Here is a 25,590-nt window from a genome sequence, read left to right as displayed (position 1 = left end):
CATTCTAAGTATAAATAGAAATACTTCGGCCAAACGCAAAGTATTTCGTAGTGTGAGTTAGTACTCAAAAAGGTGACCACTTTTTAAGTTTTGACAATGTGGCACTTATTTTTTCTTATTTTTTAAAGCTGCTTTTACAAATGCTACAAATAAAGGGTGTGGATTTTTAACCGTACTCTTATATTCTGGATGGTATTGTACCCCAACAAACCAAGGATGAGAAGGAATTTCTACAATTTCTACCAGATTTGTTTTTGGGTTTACACCTGTTGCAACCATTCCTGCTGCTTCAATCTGAGCTCTAAAATCACTATTAAATTCGTAGCGGTGTCTGTGGCGCTCTTCGATAATTTCCGAACCATATACTTTTTTAGCAATACTGTCTTCTTTTAAAGTACACTCCCAAGACCCTAATCGCATAGTACCGCCCATATCGGTAATATTCTTTTGTTCTTCCATGATACTAATAACCGGATTTGGAGTATTAGAATCCATTTCGGTAGAATTAGCATCAGAAATACCTAATACATTTCTAGAATATTCTATAACTGCCATTTGCATTCCTAAACAAATTCCTAAAAACGGAATATTGTTTTCTCTAACAAACTTAACGGCATCAATTTTTCCTTCGGTACCGCGCTCTCCAAAACCAGGAGCTACTAAAACTCCATTTAAATGAGCTAGTTTTAATTTCGCGTTATCGGCGTTTATATATTCTGAGTGAATAGGTTCTACATTCACTTTAACTTCATTTTCTGCTCCAGCATGAATAAAGGCTTCTAATATAGATTTATAAGAATCCTGTAATTCGACATACTTACCAATTAAACCAATTGTAATTTCTGTCTTAGGATTTTTATGACGATCTAAAAACTCGTTCCATCTTGATAAGTCTGGAATACTACTGTTTAAATTTAATTTTTTAAGAACCACTTTATCCAAGCCTTCTTCTAACATTAAATTAGGCACATCGTAAATGGTAGAAGCATCAATAGATTGAATAACAGCTTCTTCGCGCACATTGCAGAATAAGGCTAATTTCTTACGTAAATCTTTTGGCAAATGGTGCTCTGTTCTACACACCAAGATATCGGCTTGCACACCGCTTTCCATTAAGGTTTTTACACTGTGTTGTGTAGGTTTTGTTTTTAATTCGCCCGCAGCCGACAAAAATGGAACTAAAGTTAAATGAATAACCAATCCGTTATTATCGCCTAAATCCCAACGCAATTGTCTAACCGCTTCTACATAAGGTAACGACTCAATATCTCCTACAGTACCACCTATTTCGGTAATTACGATATCGTAATCTCCTGAATTCCCTAATATCTGAATACGCTCTTTAATTTCGTCTGTGATATGAGGAATAACCTGAACAGTCTTCCCAAGAAATTCACCACGACGTTCTTTTTCAATAACGCTTTGGTAAATTCTACCGGTAGTAACGTTGTTAGCCTGACTTGTAGGTGTGTTTAAAAAACGTTCGTAATGACCTAAATCTAAATCGGTTTCTGCACCATCGTCGGTAACATAACATTCACCATGTTCGTATGGATTTAACGTACCAGGGTCCACATTTATATATGGATCTAATTTTTGAATTGTTACTCTGTAACCTTGAGATTGTAATAACTTAGCTAAAGATGCTGCAATTATTCCTTTTCCTAATGAAGATGTAACACCGCCGGTTACGAAAATATACTTTGTTGTAGTTGTCATGATGCGCTTTTAAACGCGAGCAAATTTACAAAGAACAATTGAGAATTAAGTATGCTTATCTATTTTAATTCGCATTAAAACACTAACAATTCAATTCGTCCTAAGTTATAACAGCTATAACCGTGTAATTTACTAAGTCAAAGTATCTTATTTATTTTTCCCAAGCCTAAATTTTAATAACAAGGAAAGTTTTCAACATTTAATCTTAGCATATGATGATAGTCTATGATTGAATGAAAACACATTTGGTTACTGTGGACGCTATATGAACAAAAGGGAGAATTGATTAAAGCCATTTTGTATGAAGACTATATTAAACTACATTTTTTAAAATCAAAATTACTATTGTCACTCCAGTTATAAAAACATTAAAAAAGGTAAAACATGTAGATTTATCCAAATATTTTGATATATCTAGTGTATTTCTATTACTATCAATGATGTATTCATCATAAAGGTTTAACCATTCTTCTTTAAAAGATTCGTCCTTATGACTTAAATTAGTTTTAGACTTTTTTATAATTCTCATTTTCTTTAACTGACCGAATTTAGTATTCATATTAATCTCATTTGTGAGAATTTTATATTTTATAAACCCATTAAATAAAATTCCAATGAATTGAAATATTAGTGTAATTATAAAAAACCAAAAAGTATTATTAATATTTGAAATTAAAGATATTAAAACGGCCGTTAATCCTAGAGAAATACCTAAAAGCCAATTTGAATAGTTTTTAAGTGATACGTCGATTCTATCCGTATAATTATAATCATCAAAAATATCTTCAATTTTCTTATCTACTTTCATTGTATTGAACTAATGTTAATCATAAATATAAAATAAAAAGCATTAAGAATATCGTAATGATTTAGTACTTTTTAGGATTGGGATATTTTTGCTTAATATTTCGTATTAAGTCTTCTAAACCGTTCAATTTTAGTTCGTAAACCATACGTAATTGATCGCCTAGTTTCCCTTTTGGAAAGCCTTTATTATTATACCAAACCACATAGAACTCGGGTAAATCGATAAGAAATCGATCTTTATATTTCCCATAAGGCATTTTGGTGTACGCCAACTCAATTAAAACATCTCCATTAAGTTGTTCCATAATACCTTTGTTAATTTGTGTGTGAGAGGTGCTGTCGTTAAATCGACTTCCAGTTAAACGTTATTACTTTTTCAATATCTGGATGCAGACTGTAATGCACTGGGCAGGTATTTGCCGTATGTTCTAAAATTTTACGTGTCTTGTCATCGGTTTGAAAAGTCAAATTGAAGACAACTTCTATTTTCGAAATCCGTCTGGGGTCGGCAGACATTGTTTTGGTTACATGCGCCGTAGTCCCTTCCATATTCACCTTTAAACTATTGGCTTTAATTCCCATCATGGTTAACATGCAACTGGCTAATCCCGTTGCTACAGTATCGGTAGGCGAAAAAGCTTCGCCTTTACCATTATTATCTAACGGCGCATCTGTTACAAACGTATTCCCGGATTGTATATGTAAACTTTCGGTGCGTAAGCCACCAAGATAAGTTACTTTAGAAGTCATAAGTCTACTCTTTTACTTCAACAATTTTTAAGTCGTCGTACTGCAATAAATACACCGTATCGTTATAATAGCCACCAAAAGGTGTCTTTTTATAAGCGAATTTATTTTCGACATATTCTGTTAAAGGTGCATCGCTAGTAGACGCATATAAATCTGTAGACGTTAATAATCGTAAAACTACATCCATAGTAATATCGAAACCACGTACGGCAATTTTATCTGGTGTTAAACCATATTCCTTTGCATATCGTTTAATAAATCCGTTATGCACATCGTCGTCAAAAGACTTAGAAATGGATGCGAAATGAAAACGCAAATTAGATAAATGCTGATTTGAAATTTCACTGCCCTCAAAAGCATTATTCATCTCTGTAGTGGTTAATATAATCTGGACTTCTTCTGTATTTAATGAATTTAATACACTAGTAACGTTAGCCGCAAAACCAGAAGTATTTGTCTCTAAAAACACTACATTTTTTCCTGGCTTTAAATGCTTAGAAATATCGCCAACTAAAATATAATGCGCATCTTTTCCTTTTTTATCTTTTCGAGATCTTACGGTTGAAGCTCCGGGAAAAGCAGATTTTAGAGATGCGCTTTTGCCTTCACTTTCCGAGTCGAATACCAAGATAGTATTTGTTAACTGGTTGCGTTCTTTAAAATAATTTAAAACTTTATTTTTTAGTAAACCTTCTGCTGGACGAGACTGAAATGTGTTCGCTGTAACCTTTACTGTTTTAGTTATAGGAGAAATTACAGGTACATTATAAGTACTTAATCGTTCTGCAGTATACTCGACACTAGTCTGACTTAACGGACCAATAACAGCATCTAATTCTGCAAAATTATGATTTCTAATTAAATCACTAATTGTACTGGTTTTATTTTCGGTATCGTAAACATCCACTTTTACAGAAATCCCTAAGGATTTCAATGAATCTAAAGCCATTAATACACCCGACTGAAATTCTAAAGCGAAATTTAAATAACTATCTTTTCTAATCTGATTCATGGTACCCTGAATAGAATCGAAAGTCACTTGATTAACCTTAAATGGCATTAAAACCGCAATGTGTTTTGTACCACGGTTAAAATCTCTTTTAGATAAATCTGAAGCCACTATGGTATGATCTGAAATCATTCCTGCCACATCATTATCTACTTGTTTAGGGACTCTTAGTACCATGCCTACCTTTAAACCTGAACCTACTAATTCTGGATTTAAAGCTTCAAGTTCTTCCTTCTCTAGTCCTAATTTAACTTTAAGTCGGTAAAAACCTTCTTTAGGCTGTACTTCGTAGTAATCGTATTTATCTTCAACAACTTTTTTACGAGTGTCAGGAATATTTGGCACTTTAATGGTGTCTCCTACTTTTAAAACTTCGGCTAATTCTGGGTTTAAAGCTTCTAAATCTTCAACCGTTATTCCGTATTTATACGCCACACGCCATTTTCCCTCTTTAGGTAAAACAACATACGGTTTTGTGATGTCTACAACAGTCGCGACTTCTTCTAAAACTTGCTTTTCTGTAAAAACAGGAATTCTAATTTTAGTTCCTTTCTTTAAAGGTTCGGAATACAAAAAGACATTGGCCTTTTTAATATCATCTTCGGTCACTTTGTAATCTTTAGCAATGCTATAAAGCGTTTGCTTACGTTTTACACGGTGTTGCTCGTAGCTTGTAATTTCCCTAACCGTATTCAGTTCGGCTTGAACCTCGGTTTTAGGAATAATTAAAACCATATTGTCTCTAAGTCCATTTTTAGCATCGGGATTTAACGTAATAATATCGTTAACCGTTACCATATACACTTTGGCAATATCTTCTATTTTTTCATTCTGTTTTACTTTATGTGTTTTATAATTCTGAGCAATTGCTTGCGCTCCCATTATAAAAAGTAATACAAAAACGACTAAAAACTTTTTCATTCAATATGGTTTAATTCAAAAATAAATCGATTTATGAGACAATTACTCCCACTCTATCGTTGCTGGTGGCTTAGAGCTAATGTCGTACACTACTCTATTAACGCCTTTTACTTTATTTATTATATCGTTAGATGTTTTTTGTAAAAATGCATAAGGTAAATTCACCCAATCTGCAGTCATCCCATCTGTACTTTCTACGGCTCTAAGCGCTACACATTTTTCGTACGTGCGCTCGTCTCCCATTACCCCAACACTATTTACTGGTAATAACATCGCTCCGGCTTGCCATACTTTATCGTATAATCCCCATTCTTTAAGTCCGTTAATAAATATTGCATCTACCTCTTGTAAGATACGCACTTTTTCAGCTGTAATATCTCCAAGAATACGAATTCCAAGTCCTGGTCCTGGGAATGGATGACGACCTAATAATTCTGGATCTATACCTAAAGTTGCGCCAACACGTCTTACTTCGTCTTTAAAAATAGCACGTAAAGGTTCAACAATTTTAAGTTTCATAAAGTCAGGTAATCCACCTACGTTATGATGACTTTTTATAGTTGCCGAAGGTCCGCCTGTAGCAGAAACACTCTCGATAACATCTGGATAAATTGTTCCTTGTGCCAACCATTTTACATCGGTTAATTTATGCGCCTCGTCATCGAAAACTTCGATAAAAGAGTTACCTATAGCTTTACGTTTTAGCTCAGGATCTTCAATTCCCGCCAAAGCATCAAGAAAACGTTTTGAAGCATCTACACCTTTTACATTAAGGCCCATGCCTTCGTATTGTTTTAAAACACTTTCGAATTCATTCTTACGCAACAATCCGTTGTTTACAAAAATACAATATAGGTTTTTCCCTATGGCTTTATTTAAAAGTACTGCAGCTACTGTAGAATCTACTCCTCCAGATAAACCAAGTACGACTTTATCGTTTCCTACTTTTGCTTGAATGGCTTCAACAGTTTCTTCAACAAAAGAATCTGGAGTCCAATCCTGTCTAATACCTGAAATTTTAACTAAAAAGTTTTCTAATAATTGTTTCCCATCAGTAGAGTGGTATACTTCTGGGTGAAATTGAATCGCATAAGTTTCTTCGCCTTCAATTTTATAAGCGGCATTAGCAACATCTGTAGTACTTGCTATTAATACACCGTTTGTAGGTAATGTTTTAATGGTGTCACTATGACTCATCCAAACTTGGCTACCTTTAGAAATGTTCTCAAAGAACACTTCATTTTCTTTTATAAAAGATAAATTAGCACGACCATATTCTCGTGTACTAGATGGAGCAACTTCTCCTCCCGAAAAATGAGCTAAATATTGTGCTCCGTAACATACGGCTAGCATTGGCTTTTTAGCGCGAATGTGTTCTAATTCCGGATGTAAAGCGTTTTCTCCTCTTACAGAGTTAGGACTCCCAGATAAAATAACAGCTTTATAGCTATCTATATCGGTTGGAATCTTGTTAAATGGTTTTATTTCGGAGTAAATGTTGAGTTCTCGAACTCTACGGGCAATAAGCTGAGTATATTGCGATCCGAAGTCTAAAATTAATACCTTGTCGTGTTGCATGCGCAAAAATAATATTTAAATTTTATTTGAAAAGTTTGAAACAAACTTTATTCCATTGTTTTTAATATATCTACTATATCCTGTTCTGTGGTATCCGGATTTATAAAACAAAAACGTGACACGGTTTCGTAAGTATTTCCAGTTTTCCATTTCGTAGGCGTAACAAGAGCAAATCCTTTTTCGTGATTTTCATACGTCCAATGCGTATAATCTTGAGCATCCCATCCTTTTCTTCTGTATAATACACAAGACAAACTTGGTTCTCTAACTAATTCTAAATTTGGATTTTCCGTAATTAATCGTCCTGCTATTTGTGCCAGTTCTAAACCACGTTCTACCGCGACTTTATAACGATCTGTTCCGTGCATAGCCAAAGAAAACCATAAAGGTAAACCTCTTACACGTCGTGTTAGTTGTATTTGATAATCTGTAGGATTAAACCCGTGTGCACCTTCATCTTTAAAGATATCTAAATACGATCCTTGTTGCGAATGTGCATTTTTTGCTAATTCAGGGTCTCTATATAAAACGGCTCCACAGTCGTAAGGCGAAAACATCCATTTATGAGGATCGATTGTAATACTATCTGCGTTTTCTATACCATTAAACAAATGTCTAACCGAATCGGCAGCTAAAGCTCCTCCTCCATAAGCGGCATCGACATGCAACCATAAATTTTCTGTATTACAAATGGCAGAAATCCCTTCTAAATCGTCTATTATTCCGGCATTAGTTGTTCCTCCTGTTGCTACTACAGCGAATAAACGTTCACGCTCATCTGCCGTTAAACTAGAAATGGTTTCTTTTAATGCGTCACCTTCTAAACGGTCTTCGGTATCGACCAACAACACATCAATATCGGCTACTTTTGCCATCGCTTTTATAGACGAATGTGCTCCAATAGACGTAATAATTAATCCTTTTTCTCTTTTATGAGCCTCATTATTAAGTCTCCAATTTTCTCTTGCTGTAACTATAGCCGAAAGATTTGCAGCTGTACCACCACTAGTAAACACACCAAAAGCACCTTCAGGCATTCCGGTTAAAGAAACGATCCATTTCATCGCTTCATTCTCACAGAATATTCCACCAGCTCCTTCCATCCAATAGGCTCCATGAATACTAGAAGCCGATGTAACTAGATCAAACATAACTGCGGCACGCGTTGGTGCTGCAGGAACAAAAGCAAGATTACGTGGGTGATCTACAGGGACATTAGCAGTAGATAAATGTTTTTTCCACAAATTAAAAGCGACTTCTCCACCAATACCTTCTTCGGTTACGGTTTCTCCAACTAAAGCCTTTAACTCTTCTGATTTTAATGGTTTTCCAATCTTTCTTTCGGTAGTAGAAATTCTTTCAATGGCGTATTTCATGACATCTAGTGTCATTTCAACCAAATCCATATCTACTTTATGCATGCTATTTTTCACAAATTCAGTATTAAAAATTCTTGATTTAATGGTTGCAAATCTAACACTAACTTGGGGATTAATTGGTCTCCAAACTCAAGATATAGTTCAGAGAAGTTAACAGCGCGCTCTTGCAAGCTTTGATTAGGGAATAATTGATTTTGTAAATCTGTCATTCTTGAAACCTGATCTGCTAATTTCTTTTTCTGAGCTTTTAGTAACCGTTTTTCTAAATGCTCTAATCCTTTGATTTGCTTATGTTCTTGAGCTTTTACAGCCCCTATAAAAGAAGCGTCTGTTTGCTCTGCTAAAGCATACATTTCACTAAATTGTTCTTGCAAGTGTTTCTTTTGCTTAGAAAAATCGATATCTATATTTGAGATGCGTCTCACCTTTTTGTTAATAAATGTATCTCGTTTGTAAAACAAATCACGATTAGAAATGTTCAATTTTTCTAATTTCTTAGCTTGTTGTTGCGTTTTAATAAGGACAGAATTTCTTAACAGCAACATAGGAAACGGCACATTTACCGCTTCAAAATAATCTTTTAACTGAAGCCAATATGCCAATTCTCCACCACCACCAATGTAACATAAGTTGGGCAATATCACTTCCTGATACAGCGGACGCATAATTACATTTGGTGAAAATCGTTCTGGAAACGCGTGAATTTCTTTTAAAATTTCGGCTTTCGTAAATGTAATTGTGGTATTAATAACTTTATAAATATCGTCTTCCCAAATGATACGTTCACGACTATGTTCTGACAAATAAAACAAATTAATGTCTCTAGGATTAACCTGAATATTATAACTTGTATTTGGAATATTTGTTAGTAACGCATTGGTTTTAGAGACTTCTTGAGACGAAATTTGGGATAAAATATCTTGTTCTATATACGGAATAAAGGCACGTTTTAACTCGCGATCGTTAGCATCTAAAATAACCAAACCTAAATCTGAAAACAAACTATTTGCCAAAAATCGCGTTGCATCGGCAAGATTATCATGCTTTAAATACGCTTCAGAAAATAATGTTCTTAACTCGTCTGCCGCTTTACCTACGCCAAGCTCCTTAGTATATAATTCGAAAACGTCTTCTAATCCTTCTGTAGAAAATTCACCAACAGCACCACCGTCTGCACGATTCCATTGAATTTTCTTGCCTTTAAAGTTGAAATAATTTATTTCGTCGAAATCATGATCTTCTGTAGCCATCCAGTAAATGGGCACGAAATGTTGATTGGGATAAGCAACTTTTAATTCTTTAGTAAGATTGATTGTTGATACAATTTTATATAAAAAATATAATGGCCCCGTAAATAAATTTAACTGATGCCCTGTTGTTACAGTAAATGTATTCGCCTCTTTTAAGAGTGAAATATTTATTTGCGTCGCTTCCGAAGGTTTTAAATTACTATACTGTTGTTCTAAAACTGATGCCAAAACTTGCCTGTGAGCGACTGATAATCCTTTAAAGTTAGATTTCTCTTTTATCTGAGCTTCGAAATTCTCAAGCTTTGGAAACCGATTATAGAACGGTTTTAACTCAGGCTTTTCTTCTAAATAATCGCAAATTAATGATGAAAAATATTGGGTATCTCTAAACGGAATACAGTCGGTTGGCATAAAATTTCAATTTATTGTAAATATACAGTTATTAGAATTTTCAATTCTAAAAAATTAGTTAAGATTATTGTATCACTAACTATAGACCTTTAAACGAAATAAGGTGTTTTAACTTACATTAAAACACCTTATTTACTTATTTTTTTTGAGTCTATTTAACGACTTCCGCATATAAATCGAAATCCGCCGCTTCTGTAATAACAACTTGCGCAAATTCACCTGTTTTTAAATAGGTTTCTGTCGCATCTATTAAAACTTCGTTATCGACATCTGGAGAATCGAATTCTGTACGTCCCACAAAGTAATTTCCTTCCTTGCGATCGATAACCACTTTAAATTCTTGTCCGATTTTAGCTTGATTCAATTCCCAAGAAATTTGAGATTGAATTTCCATAATTTCATTAGCTCGCTCTTGCTTCACATCTTCAGGAACATCATCTTCTAATAAATACGCATGAGTATTTTCTTCGTGAGAATAGGTAAAACAACCTAAACGCTCGAAACGCATATCTTGAACCCATTGTTTTAGGGTCTGATAATCTTCTTCAGTTTCGCCAGGGTACCCAACAATGAGAGTTGTACGAATGGTCATATCTGGTACCGCCTTTCTAAATTCTTTTAATAATTTAGTTGTTTTTTCTTGAGTTGTACCGCGACGCATACTTTTAAGAATACGATCTGAAATATGCTGTAAAGGAATATCTATATAATTACAGATTTTAGGTTCACGATTCATAACATCTAACACATCCATTGGGAAACCCGTTGGGAATGCGTAATGTAAACGAATCCATTCTACACCATCCACTTTGACTAAAGCTTCAAGCAATTCGGCAAGATTACGTTTCTTATAAATATCTAATCCGTAGTATGTTAAATCTTGAGCGATAAGAATTAATTCTTTCACACCTTTAGCGGCTAATTTTTCAGCCTCGATAACAATATCTTCAATTGGAGTAGACTTGTGTTTTCCGCGCATAATCGGAATGGCACAAAAACTACAAGGTCTATCACAACCTTCTGCAATTTTTAAATAAGCGTAATTTTTAGGCGTAGTTGTTAAACGTTCACCAATTAATTCATGCTTATAATCTGCTCCTAATGCTTTTAATAATCCAGGTAATTCTGTCGTTCCGAAATATTCATCTACATTCGGAATTTCTTTTTGTAAATCCGGCTTATAACGTTCGGATAAACATCCGGTAACAAATACCTTATCTACTTCACCATCTTCTTTTTTCTGCATGAATTCTAAAATAGTATTCACACTTTCTTCCTTTGCATTATTAATAAAACCGCACGTATTAATTACAACGATATTACCCTCTTCTTCATGTACAACATCCTTTCCGCTAGCTTTAAGCTGCCCCATTAACACTTCACTGTCGTAAACATTCTTACTACAACCAAGAGTTACTACGTTGATTTTATTCTTTTTAAGTGATTTAGTTCTCATATCAAAATTTCAGAGTGCAAAGATACGCAATGATTTAGGATTAAAGAATTGAATGTATATTAATAAAAACAAAAAAACGTCTCGATACAATGAATGTATCGAGACGTTTAACTATTTTATAAGGATAAAGTCTATTTAAAGAACGAATCTACAAATTCGTATTTATTAAATACCTGTAAATCGTTGATGCCTTCTCCTACTCCAATGTATTTTACAGGAATTTGAAATTGATCGCTAATACCAATTACCACACCACCTTTTGCTGTACCATCTAGTTTTGTAACCGCTAGAGCACTTACTTCGGTGGCCGCTGTAAACTGTTTCGCTTGCTCGAAAGCATTCTGACCAGTAGAACCATCTAATACCAAAAGAACATCGTGAGGTGCATCGCCAATTACTTTTTGCATGACACGTTTCACTTTAGTTAATTCGTTCATTAAATTAATCTTGTTGTGTAAACGACCTGCGGTATCTATTATAATAACATCTGCATTTTGAGAGACTCCAGATTCTAGCGCATCAAATGCAACCGATGCCGGATCACTCCCCATGTCTTGTTTTACAATAGGTACATCTACACGATCTGCCCAAACTTGTAACTGATCGATAGCTGCCGCTCTAAAGGTATCTGCAGCACCTAAAACTACATTAAGACCTTGTTTTTTAAACTGATAAGCCAGCTTTCCAATAGTGGTTGTTTTACCAGCACCATTAACACCAACAACCATAATTACGTATGGTTTTTTGTTTTCAGGAATTTTAAATTCAGTGTCTTCTCCAGAGTTTGTTTCAGATAATAAACCTGCAATTTCTTCTCGAAGGATTTTATTAAGCTCGGCTGTTCCTAAATATTTGTCCTTTTCGACACGCGCTTCTATACGTGTAATAATTTTTAAAGTTGTATTTACACCAACATCACTAGACACTAAAATTTCTTCCAGATTATCTAAAACGTCATCATCAACTTTAGATTTTCCAGCAACTGCTTTACTTAATTTATCAAAAAAATTAGTCTTAGATTTTTCTAAACCTTTGTCTAAAGTTTCCTTTTTTTCGGAAGAAAATATTTTTTTAAAAAAGCTCATTGGTTATCATTTAGAATTTATGCAAATAAGTATGGTTATACCAACCAATTACGGCTAGTAACTTTTTAAAACTCTTAACACAAAACATCTACCACATTTATAAAAGCAGAAATTTTGTCATTATTTCAAATGTAAATATAAAACAAAAGCTGCTTTCTATTAAGAAAGCAGCTTAAATATCTTTTCTGATAAAAAATATAATTATTTTTTATTCAAGAAGTCTGTTACTTGTTCAGGAGCCATGATAGCTTCTACAAAAGTGTAAGCGCCTGTTTTATCAGACTTTACCATTTTTATAGCTTTCGTTAATCTTTTAGATCCTGTTTGTAATGTTGCTACTGATTTCTTTGCCATGACTCAATTATTTTATTTCTTTATGAACAGTCATTTTCTTCAAGATAGGATTGAATTTTTTAATTTCCATTCTATCCGGAGTATTTTTCTTGTTTTTTGTAGTAATATATCTAGAAGTTCCTGCCACCCCAGATTCTTTGTGCTCTGTGCACTCTAATATTACTTGGACTCTGTTACCTTTCTTTGCCATTGTTCTATTATTTTATAAGAGGCTTATTTTAAAAACCCTTTAGATTTAGCTTCTTTTATAGCAGCTGAAATTCCTATTTTATTGATGGTTTTCAATGCTGATGTAGATACTTTTAAAGTTACCCACTTATCTTCCTCAGGAATGTAAAAACGCTTTTTAACTAAATTCGCATCAAATCTGCGCTTAGTTTTGTTCATAGCGTGAGATACATTGTTCCCTACCATTGCCTTCTTACCTGTAAGTTCACAAACTCTTGACATTCTTTCTAAACTTTAATATTGTTATTTCAAAACGAGGTGCAAATATACGAATTGTTTGTGTTATAACAACTTAATTAACATCTATTTTTTAAAATTTCTTTTTGAAGCATTTGTAAAGCCTTGTCTACCGCCCTATTAACCACTTTAATTCGTAAATTACCAAGGTTAAATTTCTCCGAATACACACCTGCTTTTGAAGCAATTGCTATAAATACGGTTCCAAGTTCTTCTTTATCTGTCGCTTTTGTCGGACCTGCATTACCCGCCGTTGCAATCGCATAATCGGATTTAAACATGTTTAAAGCGCTTGTTGCCATCGCTTCTGCAACCTCTGCACTTACCACCGAGTGTTCAGAAATTAATGATTCTGAAATATTTAAGATATCAATTTTAGCCTGAGTAGCATAACTTACCACACTCCCTTTAAAATACTCCGATGCGCCAGGATGCGATGTAAATTGTTCTGCGATCCTACCGCCTGTACAACTTTCGGCAGTAGATAATGTTTTCCCTAAAATAGTTAAAGTTTTACCTATTTGCTCTTCCATGGTACCTTCGAAACCTTCAATACCCACAAAAACATCTTTAATTTGAGGCATTAAGAGTTTCTCTTGTCTGTCCATTTCCGCCAGAATAAATTCTTTATCCAATCCTTTGGCCGATAAACGCAAACGCACTTTTCCGATATTTGGTAAGTAAGCAAGCTTAATTTCTTTTGGTAAAGCATCTTCCCAAGCTTCTATGCGTTCTGCTAAAGCACTTTCTCCTAAACCATAGGTCATGTACGTTTTATGCATTATAAACGGACACTTATACTTTTGTTGAATTCTAGGAATGACTTCAGAATCGATTAAACCTTCCATTTCGAAAGGTACACCTGGCAACGAGACAAATATTTTAGAGTTTTGCTCCAGCCACATGCCTGGCGCCGTACCATATTCGTTATGCAAAACAGTGGCTTTAGTTGGTACCAAAGCCTGATTGACATTAACCTGCAACATAGGTTTAGACGATATTTTAGCAAAAAAACCACGTACGTGTTCTAAAACACCTTCATTAATTTCTAAAGTATCGTTAAAATATTCTGCTAGCGTATGCTTGGTAATATCATCTTTTGTAGGCCCTAATCCTCCTGTTAGGATAATAATATTAGCGTTTTCTTCGGCCTCTTTTAACGCTTTTAAAATATGCGTTTTATCGTCTTGCACCGAAGTGATTTGATATACCGAAACACCTATCTTATTAAGTGCTTTGGCTATATACGCCGAATTTGTATCTAGAATTTGGCCGATGAGAATTTCATCTCCAATTGTAATAATTTCTGCTTGCATTATTAAATATCGAAATCCGATTTTATTTCTGAAACCGCGGCTTCTATTACAGTAACAACTTTATTAAAAACAGGTGTAATATCTACATCTACCTGCTCAAACTTACCCCAGTCTTGAACGACTATAACATCGTCTAAAATGCCTAGTTCAAACAAATCTACCGTCGGTTTTAATTTATGCGCTACCTGATATGCATTGTAATAATCTTTATTCTGAACAGCTGTTTTTAAACCTTCTAAATCTGAAGGCACCTCATCGATAAACGTTAAGGCTAAGGCATGGATAAAATCCTGATCATTATCTGCTAATTCTTTTACTCTATCTAAATTATAATGTTGCTCCATAATTATTTTACAGTGATTGAAAATAGTTCTTTATCCTCTATAAATCCTTTTAAAACATCATTTGGAGCTACAGGACCTACTCCAGCAGGTGTGCCAGTAAAGATAATATCTCCTATCTTTAAAGTAAAATATTGTGAAACACATTCTATTAACTCGTCGATTTTCCAGAGCATATGACTTGTATTTCCGTTTTGCACCGTTTCCTCATTTTTATTTAACGAGAAATTTATATTATTTAAGTCGTCAAACTCACTTTTTGGCAACCATTCTCCTACCACAGCGGCACCATCGAAGGATTTTGCTTTTTCCCAAGGTAAGCCTTTTGCTTTTAATTTAGCTTGTAAATCTCTTGCAGTAAAGTCTATTCCTAATCCAATTTCGTCATAATACTTATGTGCAAATTTTTTATCGATATACTTTCCTACCTTATTGATTTTCACCAAAACCTCAACTTCGTAATGCACATCATCTGAAAAATCAGGGATAAAAAACGGCTGTTTTTTTAAGAGAATTGCCGTGTCTGGTTTTAAAAACACAACAGGATCTGTTGGTTTTTCATTTTGTAACTCTGCTATATGTTCGGTATAATTTCTACCTATACAAATAAGTTTCATTCTAGGAGGGCGTTAATATTAATTCAACTTATTATTAAAACTTCTTAATTTTATGGCTGTAAGCACTTTTTTGGTATACAGTGGAAAATCGGCATTTAATATCCACCCAAAGTAACCTGGCTCGTCGGTTAAGACATCTACAACTCTTTTATTCTTATGTTTCCCGAATGCAAAACACTCTTCACCTTCTTTATTAAAGGCTAAAAATCCTGCAAAATCGGCAAATTGTTTTCTGCTACTAAACTCCGATAAAAACTTGGTATCGTTTTCTAACTCATCGTATTTTTCTACTTGAGCTTTTAACACTTCGTAAGTCGCGAATGTATCTGCAGCCGCACTATGTGCATTTTCTAAATCTTTTCCACAATAGAATTTATAAGCCGCACTTAATGTACGCTGTTCCATTTTATGAAAGATAGTCTGTACATCTACAGCCAAAGTGCTTTTCATATCGAAGTCGATATCTGCACGTAGCATTTCTTCTGCTAAAAGCGGAATATCGAAACGATTGGAATTAAATCCTCCTAAATCGGAATCTTTAATCATATTATAAATATCCTTTGCTAGAGCCTTAAATGTCGGGGCATCGGCCACATCGGCATCAGAAATACCATGAATCTCCGTTACTTCTAATGGAATTGACATTTCAGGATTAACTAACCACGTTTTAGATTCTTCTTTACCGTCAGGAAACACCTTTAATATAGCAATTTCTACAATTCTGTCCTTAGATATATTGATTCCCGTTGTTTCTAGATCGAAAAAACAAATGGGTTTTTTAAGATTGAGATTCATTTAAATAAATTTTATTAAAGTGTAAATTTAGTAAATGTTAGTTGTGAATAACAAAAAAACCCAACTGATTTCAGTTGGGCTTCATTTTATAAGGTCGCCTTTTTTAAATAACTTGGTCTACATCCCAAGCTTCTAAATAGTCTTTTACTGCTTTAATAAACAATCCGCCTTGCGCACCATTAACAACACGGTGATCGTAAGAATGCGATAAAAACATCTTGTATCGAACACCTATAAAGTCACCTTGAGGCGTCTCAATTACTGCAGGTACTTTACGGATTGCGCCCAATGCTAAGATAGCAACTTGTGGCTGATTAATAATTGGTGTTCCCATGATACTACCAAAAGACCCCACATTGGTAACAGTGTAAGTTCCGTCTTGGATATCGTCTGGTTTTAATTTATTGTCTCTTGCGCGTTTGGCTAAATCATTCACATTTTTAGTCATACCAATTAAATTTAATTGATCGGCATTTTTAATAACCGGTACAATTAAATTCCCATCAGGTAGTGCCGCTGCCATACCTAAATTGATATTTTTCTTTTTAATAACCTTTCCGTCTTGAAACGAAATATTAATCATTGGAAAATCGCGTAGAGATTTCGCTACCGCTTCCATAAAAATTGGGGTAAAAGTTAAGTTTTCGCCTTCACGTTTAAAGAATGCATCTTTAACTTTTTTTCTCCAATTCCATATATTTGTAACATCTACTTCAATAAAACTTTGTACATGAACAGACGTTTTAGCAGATTCCACCATATGGTTGGCTACTAATTTCCCCATTCTAGACATCTCGATAATTTCATCGTTTCCAGAAGGTATTACAGGAGTTTCTAAAGTTGCTGTATTATTTACTACTGGCGCCGAAGCATTTTGTGGCTTGGTATTATTTACAGGAGCAGAAACCGCAGGTTTACTACCTCTATTTTCGATATAGGTAAGAATATCGGTTTTTGTAACACGACCTTCTAATCCTGTGCCCGAAATACGATCTAATTCTGCTTGGTCTATACCTTCGGCCTTTGCAATATTTTTGACTAAAGGCGAATAAAAACGATCTTCGCTAGAGACAACTGTATTAGTTACAGCCTCTTTTGCATCTGAAACTCTTTTTTCTAAAGCTTCTACTTCTTCTGGTTCAGGAACCTCATCTTCTACAACATCTGCATCTTCCGATCCAGTTTCTCCCTCTCCCGAAATTTCAATAATTGCAATAGTTTGACCTACTTGCACCACATCATCAACCTCAAATAACCGCTCTACTAGTACGCCTTCCATTTCACTCGGGACTTCACTATCGACCTTATCTGTTGCTATTTCTAGAACAGCCTCATCAGCCTCGATAGTTTCTCCAACTTCCTTTAACCATGAAGTTATGGTTGCTTCTGCAACACTTTCTCCCATTTTAGGTAATTTCAGTTCAAATTTTGCCATATTATTAACGTAAAGCTATTTTTTAAATTATTATTGCGAAATTAACATATAAATACGTTTTTCACCTAATTATATGCAATAAAATTTACTTAATTTTTATTCAGAAATTATTACACAAAGGTACTAAAAATGTATAACAATTCCCTTAGACACGGCATTATCACTACCAATAAGAAAATCACTTTCCTTTGGAAGAATGCGATAAGTTAGCGTCTTATTATTTGCATGTATTTCTAAAATTGAAACAATCTCTCTAAATGTCAACATGTTATTATCTAAAATGAGTTGCTGATGATCGGCTACCTCTTCAATTTTAGATTTATAAATAAGCGGAAAAGGTAAAACCGATTCTATCAATTTATATTTCCGATTAGAGACCATAACTATAGATTTCACGTCCCGTTTATCTACTGAAGGTTGTAAATTTAAAACGATTAATCCCTTTACCACCAAAGAAATTAAAGTCTCGAGAAGCATGTTTTTACCGAAATGTTTCTTGTAAAATATTTGCATGGCGCCATTAAATCTATTGGCGTAATCTTTGTTTCTACACGTACTCTCTCCTTTAAAATGAATAACCGTTGTTGCCCCAAAATAGTAGTTTTGAAATCCTGCTTTTAAAATTTTATAAGACAAATCGATATCTTCCCCATACATAAAAAAATCCTCGTCGAATCCATTTACAGCATTATAAACGTCTCGTTTAATAATCATAAAGGCACCTACTAAAATAGGCACAGGACCAATTGCGTTTTCTTCTATTGTATTAACATAGTAAGAATCTGTATCTCCTAAAATCTTTTTTAATGCTACAGCCGGAGTTGGTACATAACGTTTACTTTCGGGTAAAAATGCTCCTGTACCATCAATAAGTTTACAACCTACAATACCTAAGCGATCTTGTTTATCGGCAAATTTTAAAACAGATAAAAAAGTATCCTCGGTAACCACGGTGTCTGGATTAAGAATACAAACATATTCCCCTTTAGCTCTAGAAACCCCTATATTATTTCCTTTTGAAAATCCATAATTAATAGTGTTCTCAATTAAAGTAACCTCAGGAAATTTGGTTTTAATCATGTGACAGCTATTATCGGACGATTGATTATCGACCACAATAATTTCGGCATCGATTTTAGAAGTCGCCGTCACTACACTTTTTAGACAGAGCTCTAAGAAATGGCATACATTATAGTTTAGAATAACAACGGACAGTTTCAAACGACCTTAAGATTTTAGTGAGCCTTCAAATGGAATACGATTTAAGATACTTCTTCCAAGCGTAACCTCATCGGCATACTCCAATTCGTCTCCCACAGATATACCTCTAGCGATTGTAGATGTAACTACATCCAAACCTTGAATTTGTTTAAAAATATAGAAGTTTGTTGTATCGCCTTCCATGGTAGGACTTAATGCAAATATTAGTTCTTTTACCCGCCCTTCTTTTACCTTATTAACTAAAGGAGTGATATTTAAATCGTGAGGCCCAATGCCATCCATTGGAGATATTTTACCACCTAATACATGATACAAGCCTTTAAAAGAACTCGTGTTTTCTATAGCCATAACGTCACGTATATCTTCTACCACACAAATAATTTCTTCTTGCCGTCGTGGGTTTGAACATATTTCGCATAAAACATTATCGCTAATATTATTGCATGATTTACAAAACTTAATCTCGGTACGCATGTTTAATAAGGCTTGCGCCAGCTGTACAGTTTGAGATTCTGGCTGGCGTAATAAATGTAAAACCAGTCGCAAAGCAGTACGTTTTCCAACACCTGGTAATTGCGACATTTCGTTTACTGCCTTTTCAAGTAATTTAGAAGAAAATTCCATAAGGGTCAAATTTACAATTTTAGTTTTAAGATTTGTTCTTATAACATTGGAATTTGTATTTTGGTCTGCGAAAACTAAGTTATGAGCGCTACTCAAATTATTTTACTTATTGCCGCCTATTTTGGTGTGCTAATATTAATATCTTACATCACCGGAAAAAAGACCGATAACAATGCTTTTTTTAAAGGAAACAAACAATCGCCTTGGTACGTTGTTGCCTTTGGTATGATTGGTGCCTCGCTTTCTGGAGTGACTTTTATCTCTGTTCCGGGCTGGATAGAAGCCTCTCAGTTTAGTTATATGCAAGTGGTTTTTGGATATATTGTAGGGTACTTGGTTATTGGTACCGTTTTATTGCCACTGTACTACAAGCTCAATTTAACCTCTATATACACTTATTTAGAAACCCGTTTCGGGAATTATTCTTATAAAACAGGTGCTTCATTCTTTTTAATTTCACGAATAATAGGTGCTAGTTTTAGATTATTTTTAGTCGCCAATGTTTTACAAATTATATTATTCGACGATTTAGGCATACAGTTTTGGCAAACGGTAACTATTACTGTTTTACTAATATGGCTATACACGTTTAAATCTGGTATTAAAACCATAGTCTGGACAGATACCTTACAAACACTTTTTATGCTAATCGCTGTGGGTGTTGCTATTTACTCCGTGAGTCAAGACTTGGATTTTGGAGGAAAAACAGCATTAAATTTTATATTGGATAGCGATTTATCTAAAATGTTCTTCTTTGACGATATTAAAACAGCCAATTATTTTTGGAAACAATTTATATCGGGTGCGTTTATAGCTATTGTTATGACGGGTTTAGACCAAGATATGATGCAAAAAAACCTAACCTGCAAATCGCTTAAAGACGCACAAAAAAACATGTTTTGGTTCACCATCGTACTAACCATTACCAACTTTGTATTTTTAAGCTTGGGACTTTTACTTACTGTATATGCACAACAAAACGGAATTGACGCACATAAAGATGATTTATTCCCTATTCTAGCAAAAAACCACTTGGGAACCGGTGTATTTATCTTCTTTCTTTTAGGTTTAATAGCTGCAGCTTATAGTAGTGCAGATAGCGCTTTAACCTCTTTAACAACTTCGTTTAGCATTGATATTTTGGACCTCGAAAAAAAATACGATCCGAAAAAACAGGTTGCCATAAGAAAACGTATTCACGTATTAATCTCGGTCTTGTTAATCCTAGTCATTGTTACATTTAAATATGCCATACAAGACGAAAGTGTTATTGCCAAATTGTTTGTATTTGCAGGATACACCTACGGACCTTTACTAGGTCTATACACTTTTGGATTATTTACTAACTGGCAAGTAAAAGATAAATTTGTTCCCGTTATAGCAATTTTATCGCCTATATTATCTTATATAATAAGCGTGAATAGCTTAAAATGGTTTGGTTTCGAATTCGGCTTTTTTATCTTAATACTAAACGGCCTACTAACTTTTCTAGGATTAATACTGATTCGTGGAAAGGAGCACTAAAGTACAAGCCACTTCATAATCAATGCCATGCGCTTTTAAAAGTGCATAAAATTCAGCATTTTCCGTTCCTGGATTAAAAACAACACGCTTAGGATTTAAACCTATTATATAATCGTAATACTGTGCCTGACGTTTTGGGTTTAAATATAATGTTACTGTATCAATATCTTTGTATTGCATCAATTCGGTGTCTATTGAAACACCAGACACACTTCCTTCTTTTAAACCAAAAGCAACTGTTTCTTGGTTGGCCCCAACCAATCTTTTAATCGCTACGTTAGAATATCTAGAAGGGTTTAAGGAAGCCCCAATAACCAATGTTTTCTTATTCATGTTTTTTTCTTTAAAATAATTAGAAATATGTGTAACAAGTTTAATAATTAATAGTCTTTATTATATCAGTCTTAAAACAATCAGTTAGAATGAAAAACCATTATTTATTAACCAGTTGGGTAAAATTAAATCTTAACAATGATTTTATAGGATGTAAACCCGAATAAAATGAACTCAAATAAGAATTTAATAATGAACACGCTTTAAATACAACTGTTTAAATCATATTTATAATATAAATGCCTATCACTATATAATATGTATTTGAACATAGAAATTAAGCGTATCGAAACTCAAGTTTCTAAATATTGTGTTAATTCTGTTAAATTTATCCAAAAAAGCTAAAAATCAAAACAATACACCACTTACTTTTGCGTTGTATTATTAATACAAACATTGTTCGAATTGTTATTTTACTTTTGAATTAGTCTTCTTATAAAAAAATCATTATTCGTAAACTATGTTAGTTATTGTAGTTGATTTTTAGCAAAACATTAAAAAAGCCGAAACTTTGGTTTCGGCTTTTTCTATATCTAATTGGTACTGTTTTTTACCATTTAATAATTGCACTTCCCCATGTAAATCCGCTACCAAAAGCAGCTAAAACAACCGTATCACCTTCTTTTATTTTTCCTTGCTCCCAAGCCTCCGTTAAGGCTATAGGAATCGAAGCGGCTGTAGTGTTACCGTACTTCATAATATTATTAAACACTTGATCGTCTGAAAGTTTAAATTTTTTCTGAATAAATTGAGATATTCTTAAATTTGCTTGATGCGGTATTAACATATCTATAGCATCCGGACTCAGGTTATTTGCACTTAAGCCTTCCATAATAACTTCACTAAAACGAACCACTGCATTTTTAAATACAAATTGTCCATTCATATGCGGAAAGTAGCTTTCGTCGTTAGGATCGTTATCCTTTAAAATATCATTTACCCAACGTGATCCCATAGCTGGTGCTATTAAGGCCAATTCTTCGGCATGCTCTCCTTCGGAATGTAAATGTGTAGATAAAATACCTTTCGAGTTATCTTCCGTTCTACTTAAAACAGCTGCACCCGCTCCGTCTCCAAAAATTACAGAAACGCCTCTTCCCCTTGTGGATACATCTAATCCTTTAGAGTGAATTTCACTACCTATAACCAACACGTTTTTATACATGCCCGTTTTTATAAATTGATCTGCTACAGACAGGCCGTAAATAAAACCTGAACACTGGTTACGAATATCTATAGCTCCAACTGTTTTTATACCTAATGCTTTTTGCACTTGAACTCCAGGACCTGGAAAATAATAATCCGGACTTAATGTCGCAAAAACAATTAAATCGATATCATCTTTATCTATACCCGCGCGTTCTATAGCAACCTTAGAAGCTTTCACTCCCATGACAGATGTTGTATCTTCCGAACCTGGCTTTACCCATCTTCGCTCCTTAATACCTGTGCGTTCTTGAATCCAAGCATCATTGGTTTCCATTAACTTAGACAAATCGTCGTTTGTCACAACATTGTCTGGAACATAATATCCAAGACCTATTATTTTAGAATTGTACATATATCAACATTTATAAGTTGCAATTTAATGATTTAAAATGTAAATATATTCTAAACCTATTTCCAATTAATATACTTGCATAATATTAACCAACACAGCGCCTATAACGCATCGCTTATTTTTTTTTATTATCTTCCACAGCTTAAACAAATTCTAAACACATATTAAATTGCCCATGAAACATTTTTTCACTCTTATCCTGCTCTGCTTTGTTCTTACTGGATATGCTCAAGAAAACTTAACGTATCAAAAACCTCACAAAAACATTTTAGAGTTAGCAGAAGCTCCTCTTGCTCCTAGTATTAGAATAGACAATAAAGGAGAACACATTGTATTATTGTACCGCAGTAAGTACAAAACTATCGAAGAACTTTCCGAAACCGAATTACGTCTAGGCGGTTTACGTATTAACCCAGTAACCAATATTGGTAGCCGTACGCGTTATTACACCGATATTAAATTAAGTACTAAAAAAGATGGTACGCCTATTACCGTAAACGGATTATCTGCAGAGGGCCGTTACGCCAATTTTTCTTGGTCTCCCAACCAAAAATACATGACCTTTACTAAAACACTTAGTACTGGAGTTGAATTATGGTTACTAGACATTAAAAATACTTCGGCTAAAAAAATAAGTGAAGCTAACTTAAATGCCAACATGGGAAATCCGGTGACATGGTTTAAAGATAGCGAAGCTGTTTTAGTAAAAGTGCTTCCTGAAAACCGTAAAGCATTAATTAATACAAGTGAAGCCGTTCCTACAGGTCCTACAGTATCTGTAAGTGAAGCTGGTGTAGAAGCTCAAAACAGAACATATCAAGATTTATTGAAAAATAAAAACGACGAGCATAATTTTGAACAATTGTCGCAATCTGAATTATACAAAATCACACTAGACGGAAAATCCTCTTTATGGAAAGCTACAGATATGTATCGTGGTATTTCATTCTCTCCAGACGGTAATTATATAATGGTTACAACCATTAGTAAACCGTTTTCTTATTTAGTACCTTATTATAGATTCCCTTCAGAATCTATTGTTTACGCGTCTAATGGCGATTTAGTAAAGTCTGTTTTACAAGTGCCTTTAATAGAAGATTTACCAAAAGGTTTTATGGCAGAACGCACGGGAAAAAGAGATTTTGACTGGCGTAGCGATAAACCAGCAACTTTATATTGGGCCGAAGCTTTGGATGGCGGAGATCCAGCTGTAGAGGTTCCTTTTCGCGACGAAGTCTTTCAGCAAGATGCTCCTTTTAATGGCAAAATTACTTCTGTATTAAAAACTATAGATCGTTTTAGAGGTATAGTTTGGGGTAACGACCATACGGCTATCGCTTACGATAATTGGTGGAATACGCGTAACACTAGAACATATGTGTTCGACCCGTCTAACCCTAACCAAGACGCCAAAGTATTATTCGACCGTAATTACCAAGATTTATATAGCGATCCAGGCGAATTTGTTTATACTAAAAACGATTTTAATGAATATGTTTTAGATATAAATAAAAACACAGCGTATTTAATTGGAGATGGATATAGCGATGCTGGAAAGTTTCCGTTTGTAGACGAATTAAATTTAAGTACTAAAAAAACAAAACGTTTATACCAGTCTAAGTTAACAGATAAAATGGAAAGTATTTCGTCTGCATTAAACACAAAAACTGGAGAATACGTAGTTAGAATAGAATCTAAAAACGAATACCCTAATTATTATATTAGAAATATTAAAAAACGAAATGGATTAACACCCTTAACGCAATTTGAAAACCCTTTTAAAAGTATTCAGAATGTAAAAAAAGAAGTGATTTCCTATAAACGTGCAGACGGTTTAGATTTATCTGGTGTTTTATACTTACCAACAGATTACGAAGCAGGAAAAAAATACCCTATGCTTATGTGGGCGTATCCGCGTGAATACAAAGACAAAAATAGTGCGGCACAAAGCACATCTAGTCCGAACGAATTTACATATCCAAGTTATGGTTCTCCTGTATTCTGGGTCACTAGAGGATTTGTAGTTTTAGACGATGCTGCTTTCCCTATTATTGGAGAAGGAAACGAACAACCTAACGACACGTTTAGAGAACAGTTAGTTGCAAATGCTCAAGCAGCTATAGATGCTGTAGACAATCTAGGATACATAGACCGCGACCGTGTTGCTGTTGGCGGACATAGTTATGGTGCGTTTATGACAGCCAATTTATTAGCACACTCTAATTTATTTGCTGCTGGTATTGCCCGTTCTGGAGCATATAATAGAACTTTAACTCCATTTGGATTTCAAAGTGAAGAACGCAACTATTGGGAAGCGCCAGAAATATACAACGGCATGTCACCATTTATGCATGCCGATAAAATGAAAACACCATTATTACTTATTCATGGTCAAGCAGACAATAATTCTGGAACCTACCCTTTACAAAGTGAACGTTATTTTAACGCGCTAAAAGGACTTGGTGCTCCTGTAAGATTAGTTATGTTACCACGTGAGAGTCATGGATATTCGGCTAAAGAGTCTATTTTACATATGCTTTGGGAAGAAGATCAATGGTTAGAAGAACATGTAAAAAACAAAGATAAAACAGAAACAGTAGATTAAGTTTCAGCTCACACTTCGTTTCATTACGCTTAAA

24 protein-coding genes are annotated in these 25,590 nt (G+C 34.3%); 2 read left to right on the top strand and 22 right to left on the bottom strand.

Translation table 11 applies throughout. The features are described from left to right. Positions 1-105 precede the first annotated feature (105 nt). From AC0UBM_RS13320 to recR, 20 genes are all read right to left on the bottom strand, one after another. On the bottom strand, positions 106-1,719 hold the full coding sequence (locus AC0UBM_RS13320; RefSeq protein WP_414037242.1) for a CTP synthase: 1,614 nt from the start codon (positions 1,717-1,719) through the stop codon (positions 106-108). Between the two features lie 313 nt (positions 1,720-2,032). Next, positions 2,033-2,527 (bottom strand): hypothetical protein, encoded by a 495-nt coding sequence (locus AC0UBM_RS13315; protein ID WP_475688920.1) that lies wholly within the window; start codon positions 2,525-2,527, stop codon positions 2,033-2,035. 61 nt (positions 2,528-2,588) lie between these two features. Beyond that, on the bottom strand, positions 2,589-2,831 hold the full coding sequence (locus AC0UBM_RS13310) for a DUF3820 family protein (RefSeq protein ID WP_475688919.1): 243 nt from the start codon (positions 2,829-2,831) through the stop codon (positions 2,589-2,591). Positions 2,832-2,868: 37 nt separating this feature from the next. Then, positions 2,869-3,276 (bottom strand): OsmC family protein, encoded by a 408-nt coding sequence (locus tag AC0UBM_RS13305; RefSeq protein WP_475688918.1) that lies wholly within the window; start codon positions 3,274-3,276, stop codon positions 2,869-2,871. A 4-nt stretch (positions 3,277-3,280) separates the two neighbouring features. Next, positions 3,281-5,206: a PBP1 and LysM peptidoglycan-binding domain-containing protein gene (locus tag AC0UBM_RS13300; protein ID WP_475688917.1), complete on the bottom strand. Its 1,926-nt coding sequence runs from the start codon at positions 5,204-5,206 to the stop codon at positions 3,281-3,283. Positions 5,207-5,248: 42 nt separating this feature from the next. Beyond that, positions 5,249-6,784 (bottom strand): glutamine-hydrolyzing GMP synthase, encoded by a 1,536-nt coding sequence (guaA, locus tag AC0UBM_RS13295; RefSeq protein WP_434035356.1) that lies wholly within the window; start codon positions 6,782-6,784, stop codon positions 5,249-5,251. Positions 6,785-6,831: 47 nt separating this feature from the next. After that, entirely contained in the window at positions 6,832-8,205 is a 1,374-nt protein-coding gene (locus AC0UBM_RS13290; RefSeq protein WP_414037352.1) for a pyridoxal phosphate-dependent decarboxylase family protein, read from the bottom strand. Positions 8,206-8,213: 8 nt separating this feature from the next. Continuing rightward, on the bottom strand, positions 8,214-9,824 hold the full coding sequence (gene bshC / locus AC0UBM_RS13285) for a bacillithiol biosynthesis cysteine-adding enzyme BshC (RefSeq protein ID WP_434035355.1): 1,611 nt from the start codon (positions 9,822-9,824) through the stop codon (positions 8,214-8,216). A 151-nt stretch (positions 9,825-9,975) separates the two neighbouring features. Continuing rightward, complete coding sequence (rimO, locus tag AC0UBM_RS13280; RefSeq protein WP_414037248.1) at positions 9,976-11,280, bottom strand: 30S ribosomal protein S12 methylthiotransferase RimO; 1,305 nt, start codon at positions 11,278-11,280, stop codon at positions 9,976-9,978. A 131-nt stretch (positions 11,281-11,411) separates the two neighbouring features. Next, positions 11,412-12,365 carry a signal recognition particle-docking protein FtsY gene (gene ftsY / locus AC0UBM_RS13275; RefSeq protein WP_414037249.1) on the bottom strand — a complete coding sequence of 318 codons (954 nt, stop codon included), beginning with the start codon at positions 12,363-12,365 and terminating at the stop codon, positions 11,412-11,414. A gap of 201 nt (positions 12,366-12,566) precedes the next feature. After that, positions 12,567-12,719, bottom strand: coding sequence for a DUF4295 domain-containing protein (locus tag AC0UBM_RS13270; RefSeq protein ID WP_084817459.1), 153 nt, complete (start codon positions 12,717-12,719; stop codon positions 12,567-12,569). A 7-nt stretch (positions 12,720-12,726) separates the two neighbouring features. Further along, on the bottom strand, positions 12,727-12,909 hold the full coding sequence (gene rpmG, locus AC0UBM_RS13265) for a 50S ribosomal protein L33 (RefSeq protein WP_038527818.1): 183 nt from the start codon (positions 12,907-12,909) through the stop codon (positions 12,727-12,729). A 23-nt stretch (positions 12,910-12,932) separates the two neighbouring features. Beyond that, on the bottom strand, positions 12,933-13,169 hold the full coding sequence (gene rpmB, locus AC0UBM_RS13260; RefSeq protein WP_038527816.1) for a 50S ribosomal protein L28: 237 nt from the start codon (positions 13,167-13,169) through the stop codon (positions 12,933-12,935). A 74-nt stretch (positions 13,170-13,243) separates the two neighbouring features. Further along, positions 13,244-14,500: a CinA family nicotinamide mononucleotide deamidase-related protein gene (locus tag AC0UBM_RS13255; RefSeq protein WP_475688916.1), complete on the bottom strand. Its 1,257-nt coding sequence runs from the start codon at positions 14,498-14,500 to the stop codon at positions 13,244-13,246. 2 nt (positions 14,501-14,502) lie between these two features. Then, positions 14,503-14,844, bottom strand: coding sequence for an Hpt domain-containing protein (locus tag AC0UBM_RS13250; protein WP_414037251.1), 342 nt, complete (start codon positions 14,842-14,844; stop codon positions 14,503-14,505). Positions 14,845-14,846: 2 nt separating this feature from the next. Further along, positions 14,847-15,458 (bottom strand): fumarylacetoacetate hydrolase family protein, encoded by a 612-nt coding sequence (locus AC0UBM_RS13245; protein WP_434035353.1) that lies wholly within the window; start codon positions 15,456-15,458, stop codon positions 14,847-14,849. A gap of 18 nt (positions 15,459-15,476) precedes the next feature. After that, positions 15,477-16,253, bottom strand: a complete 777-nt coding sequence (locus AC0UBM_RS13240; protein ID WP_414037253.1) for a 3'-5' exonuclease — start codon at positions 16,251-16,253, stop codon at positions 15,477-15,479. 103 nt (positions 16,254-16,356) lie between these two features. Next, positions 16,357-17,688: a dihydrolipoamide acetyltransferase family protein gene (locus AC0UBM_RS13235; protein ID WP_475688915.1), complete on the bottom strand. Its 1,332-nt coding sequence runs from the start codon at positions 17,686-17,688 to the stop codon at positions 16,357-16,359. 123 nt (positions 17,689-17,811) lie between these two features. Further along, complete coding sequence (locus AC0UBM_RS13230; protein ID WP_475688914.1) at positions 17,812-18,909, bottom strand: glycosyltransferase family 2 protein; 1,098 nt, start codon at positions 18,907-18,909, stop codon at positions 17,812-17,814. Positions 18,910-18,915: 6 nt separating this feature from the next. Next, positions 18,916-19,533, bottom strand: a complete 618-nt coding sequence (gene recR, locus AC0UBM_RS13225) for a recombination mediator RecR (protein WP_434035350.1) — start codon at positions 19,531-19,533, stop codon at positions 18,916-18,918. Positions 19,534-19,614: 81 nt separating this feature from the next. Here recR and AC0UBM_RS13220 point away from each other — a divergent pair, with 81 nt between their 5' ends. Continuing rightward, entirely contained in the window at positions 19,615-21,057 is a 1,443-nt protein-coding gene (locus tag AC0UBM_RS13220; RefSeq protein WP_475688913.1) for a sodium:solute symporter, read from the top strand. Here AC0UBM_RS13220 and AC0UBM_RS13215 read toward each other — a convergent pair. Then, positions 21,028-21,390, bottom strand: coding sequence for a CoA-binding protein (locus AC0UBM_RS13215; RefSeq protein ID WP_475688912.1), 363 nt, complete (start codon positions 21,388-21,390; stop codon positions 21,028-21,030). The genes AC0UBM_RS13220 and AC0UBM_RS13215 overlap by 30 nt on opposite strands. A 550-nt stretch (positions 21,391-21,940) precedes the next feature. Beyond that, complete coding sequence (locus AC0UBM_RS13210; RefSeq protein ID WP_475688911.1) at positions 21,941-22,951, bottom strand: 3-oxoacyl-ACP synthase III family protein; 1,011 nt, start codon at positions 22,949-22,951, stop codon at positions 21,941-21,943. Positions 22,952-23,126: 175 nt separating this feature from the next. Between AC0UBM_RS13210 and AC0UBM_RS13205 the strand changes: the two genes are divergently transcribed. Beyond that, positions 23,127-25,556 (top strand): alpha/beta hydrolase family protein, encoded by a 2,430-nt coding sequence (locus AC0UBM_RS13205; RefSeq protein WP_475688910.1) that lies wholly within the window; start codon positions 23,127-23,129, stop codon positions 25,554-25,556. The last annotated feature ends 34 nt before the right edge of the window (positions 25,557-25,590 follow it).

The sequence above is a fragment of the Formosa sp. F44 genome (assembly GCF_056238645.1).
Note: the sequence above shows the minus strand (reverse complement) of the source record. Positions and strands in the feature narration are given on the sequence as shown.

Excerpts from the sequence above, each read along its gene's own strand:
- rimO (WP_414037248.1), bottom strand. The coding sequence starts at position 11,280 with ATGAGAACTAAATCACTTAAAAAGAATAAAATCAACGTAGTAACTCTT.
- AC0UBM_RS13270 (WP_084817459.1), bottom strand. The coding sequence starts at position 12,719 with ATGGCAAAGAAATCAGTAGCAACATTACAAACAGGATCTAAAAGATTA.
- AC0UBM_RS13235 (WP_475688915.1), bottom strand. The coding sequence starts at position 17,688 with ATGGCAAAATTTGAACTGAAATTACCTAAAATGGGAGAAAGTGTTGCA.
- AC0UBM_RS13300 (WP_475688917.1), bottom strand. The coding sequence starts at position 5,206 with ATGAAAAAGTTTTTAGTCGTTTTTGTATTACTTTTTATAATGGGAGCG.
- AC0UBM_RS13240 (WP_414037253.1), bottom strand. The coding sequence starts at position 16,253 with ATGAATCTCAATCTTAAAAAACCCATTTGTTTTTTCGATCTAGAAACA.
- AC0UBM_RS13205 (WP_475688910.1), top strand. The coding sequence starts at position 23,127 with ATGAAACATTTTTTCACTCTTATCCTGCTCTGCTTTGTTCTTACTGGA.
- AC0UBM_RS13290 (WP_414037352.1), bottom strand. The coding sequence starts at position 8,205 with ATGCATAAAGTAGATATGGATTTGGTTGAAATGACACTAGATGTCATG.
- ftsY (WP_414037249.1), bottom strand. The coding sequence starts at position 12,365 with ATGAGCTTTTTTAAAAAAATATTTTCTTCCGAAAAAAAGGAAACTTTA.
- rpmB (WP_038527816.1), bottom strand. The coding sequence starts at position 13,169 with ATGTCAAGAGTTTGTGAACTTACAGGTAAGAAGGCAATGGTAGGGAAC.
- bshC (WP_434035355.1), bottom strand. The coding sequence starts at position 9,824 with ATGCCAACCGACTGTATTCCGTTTAGAGATACCCAATATTTTTCATCA.
- AC0UBM_RS13255 (WP_475688916.1), bottom strand. The coding sequence starts at position 14,500 with ATGCAAGCAGAAATTATTACAATTGGAGATGAAATTCTCATCGGCCAA.
- recR (WP_434035350.1), bottom strand. The coding sequence starts at position 19,533 with ATGGAATTTTCTTCTAAATTACTTGAAAAGGCAGTAAACGAAATGTCG.
- AC0UBM_RS13310 (WP_475688919.1), bottom strand. The coding sequence starts at position 2,831 with ATGGAACAACTTAATGGAGATGTTTTAATTGAGTTGGCGTACACCAAA.
- rpmG (WP_038527818.1), bottom strand. The coding sequence starts at position 12,909 with ATGGCAAAGAAAGGTAACAGAGTCCAAGTAATATTAGAGTGCACAGAG.
- guaA (WP_434035356.1), bottom strand. The coding sequence starts at position 6,784 with ATGCAACACGACAAGGTATTAATTTTAGACTTCGGATCGCAATATACT.
- AC0UBM_RS13215 (WP_475688912.1), bottom strand. The coding sequence starts at position 21,390 with ATGAATAAGAAAACATTGGTTATTGGGGCTTCCTTAAACCCTTCTAGA.
- AC0UBM_RS13305 (WP_475688918.1), bottom strand. The coding sequence starts at position 3,276 with ATGACTTCTAAAGTAACTTATCTTGGTGGCTTACGCACCGAAAGTTTA.
- AC0UBM_RS13210 (WP_475688911.1), bottom strand. The coding sequence starts at position 22,951 with ATGTACAATTCTAAAATAATAGGTCTTGGATATTATGTTCCAGACAAT.
- AC0UBM_RS13220 (WP_475688913.1), top strand. The coding sequence starts at position 19,615 with ATGAGCGCTACTCAAATTATTTTACTTATTGCCGCCTATTTTGGTGTG.
- AC0UBM_RS13315 (WP_475688920.1), bottom strand. The coding sequence starts at position 2,527 with ATGAAAGTAGATAAGAAAATTGAAGATATTTTTGATGATTATAATTAT.
- AC0UBM_RS13245 (WP_434035353.1), bottom strand. The coding sequence starts at position 15,458 with ATGAAACTTATTTGTATAGGTAGAAATTATACCGAACATATAGCAGAG.
- AC0UBM_RS13320 (WP_414037242.1), bottom strand. The coding sequence starts at position 1,719 with ATGACAACTACAACAAAGTATATTTTCGTAACCGGCGGTGTTACATCT.
- AC0UBM_RS13250 (WP_414037251.1), bottom strand. The coding sequence starts at position 14,844 with ATGGAGCAACATTATAATTTAGATAGAGTAAAAGAATTAGCAGATAAT.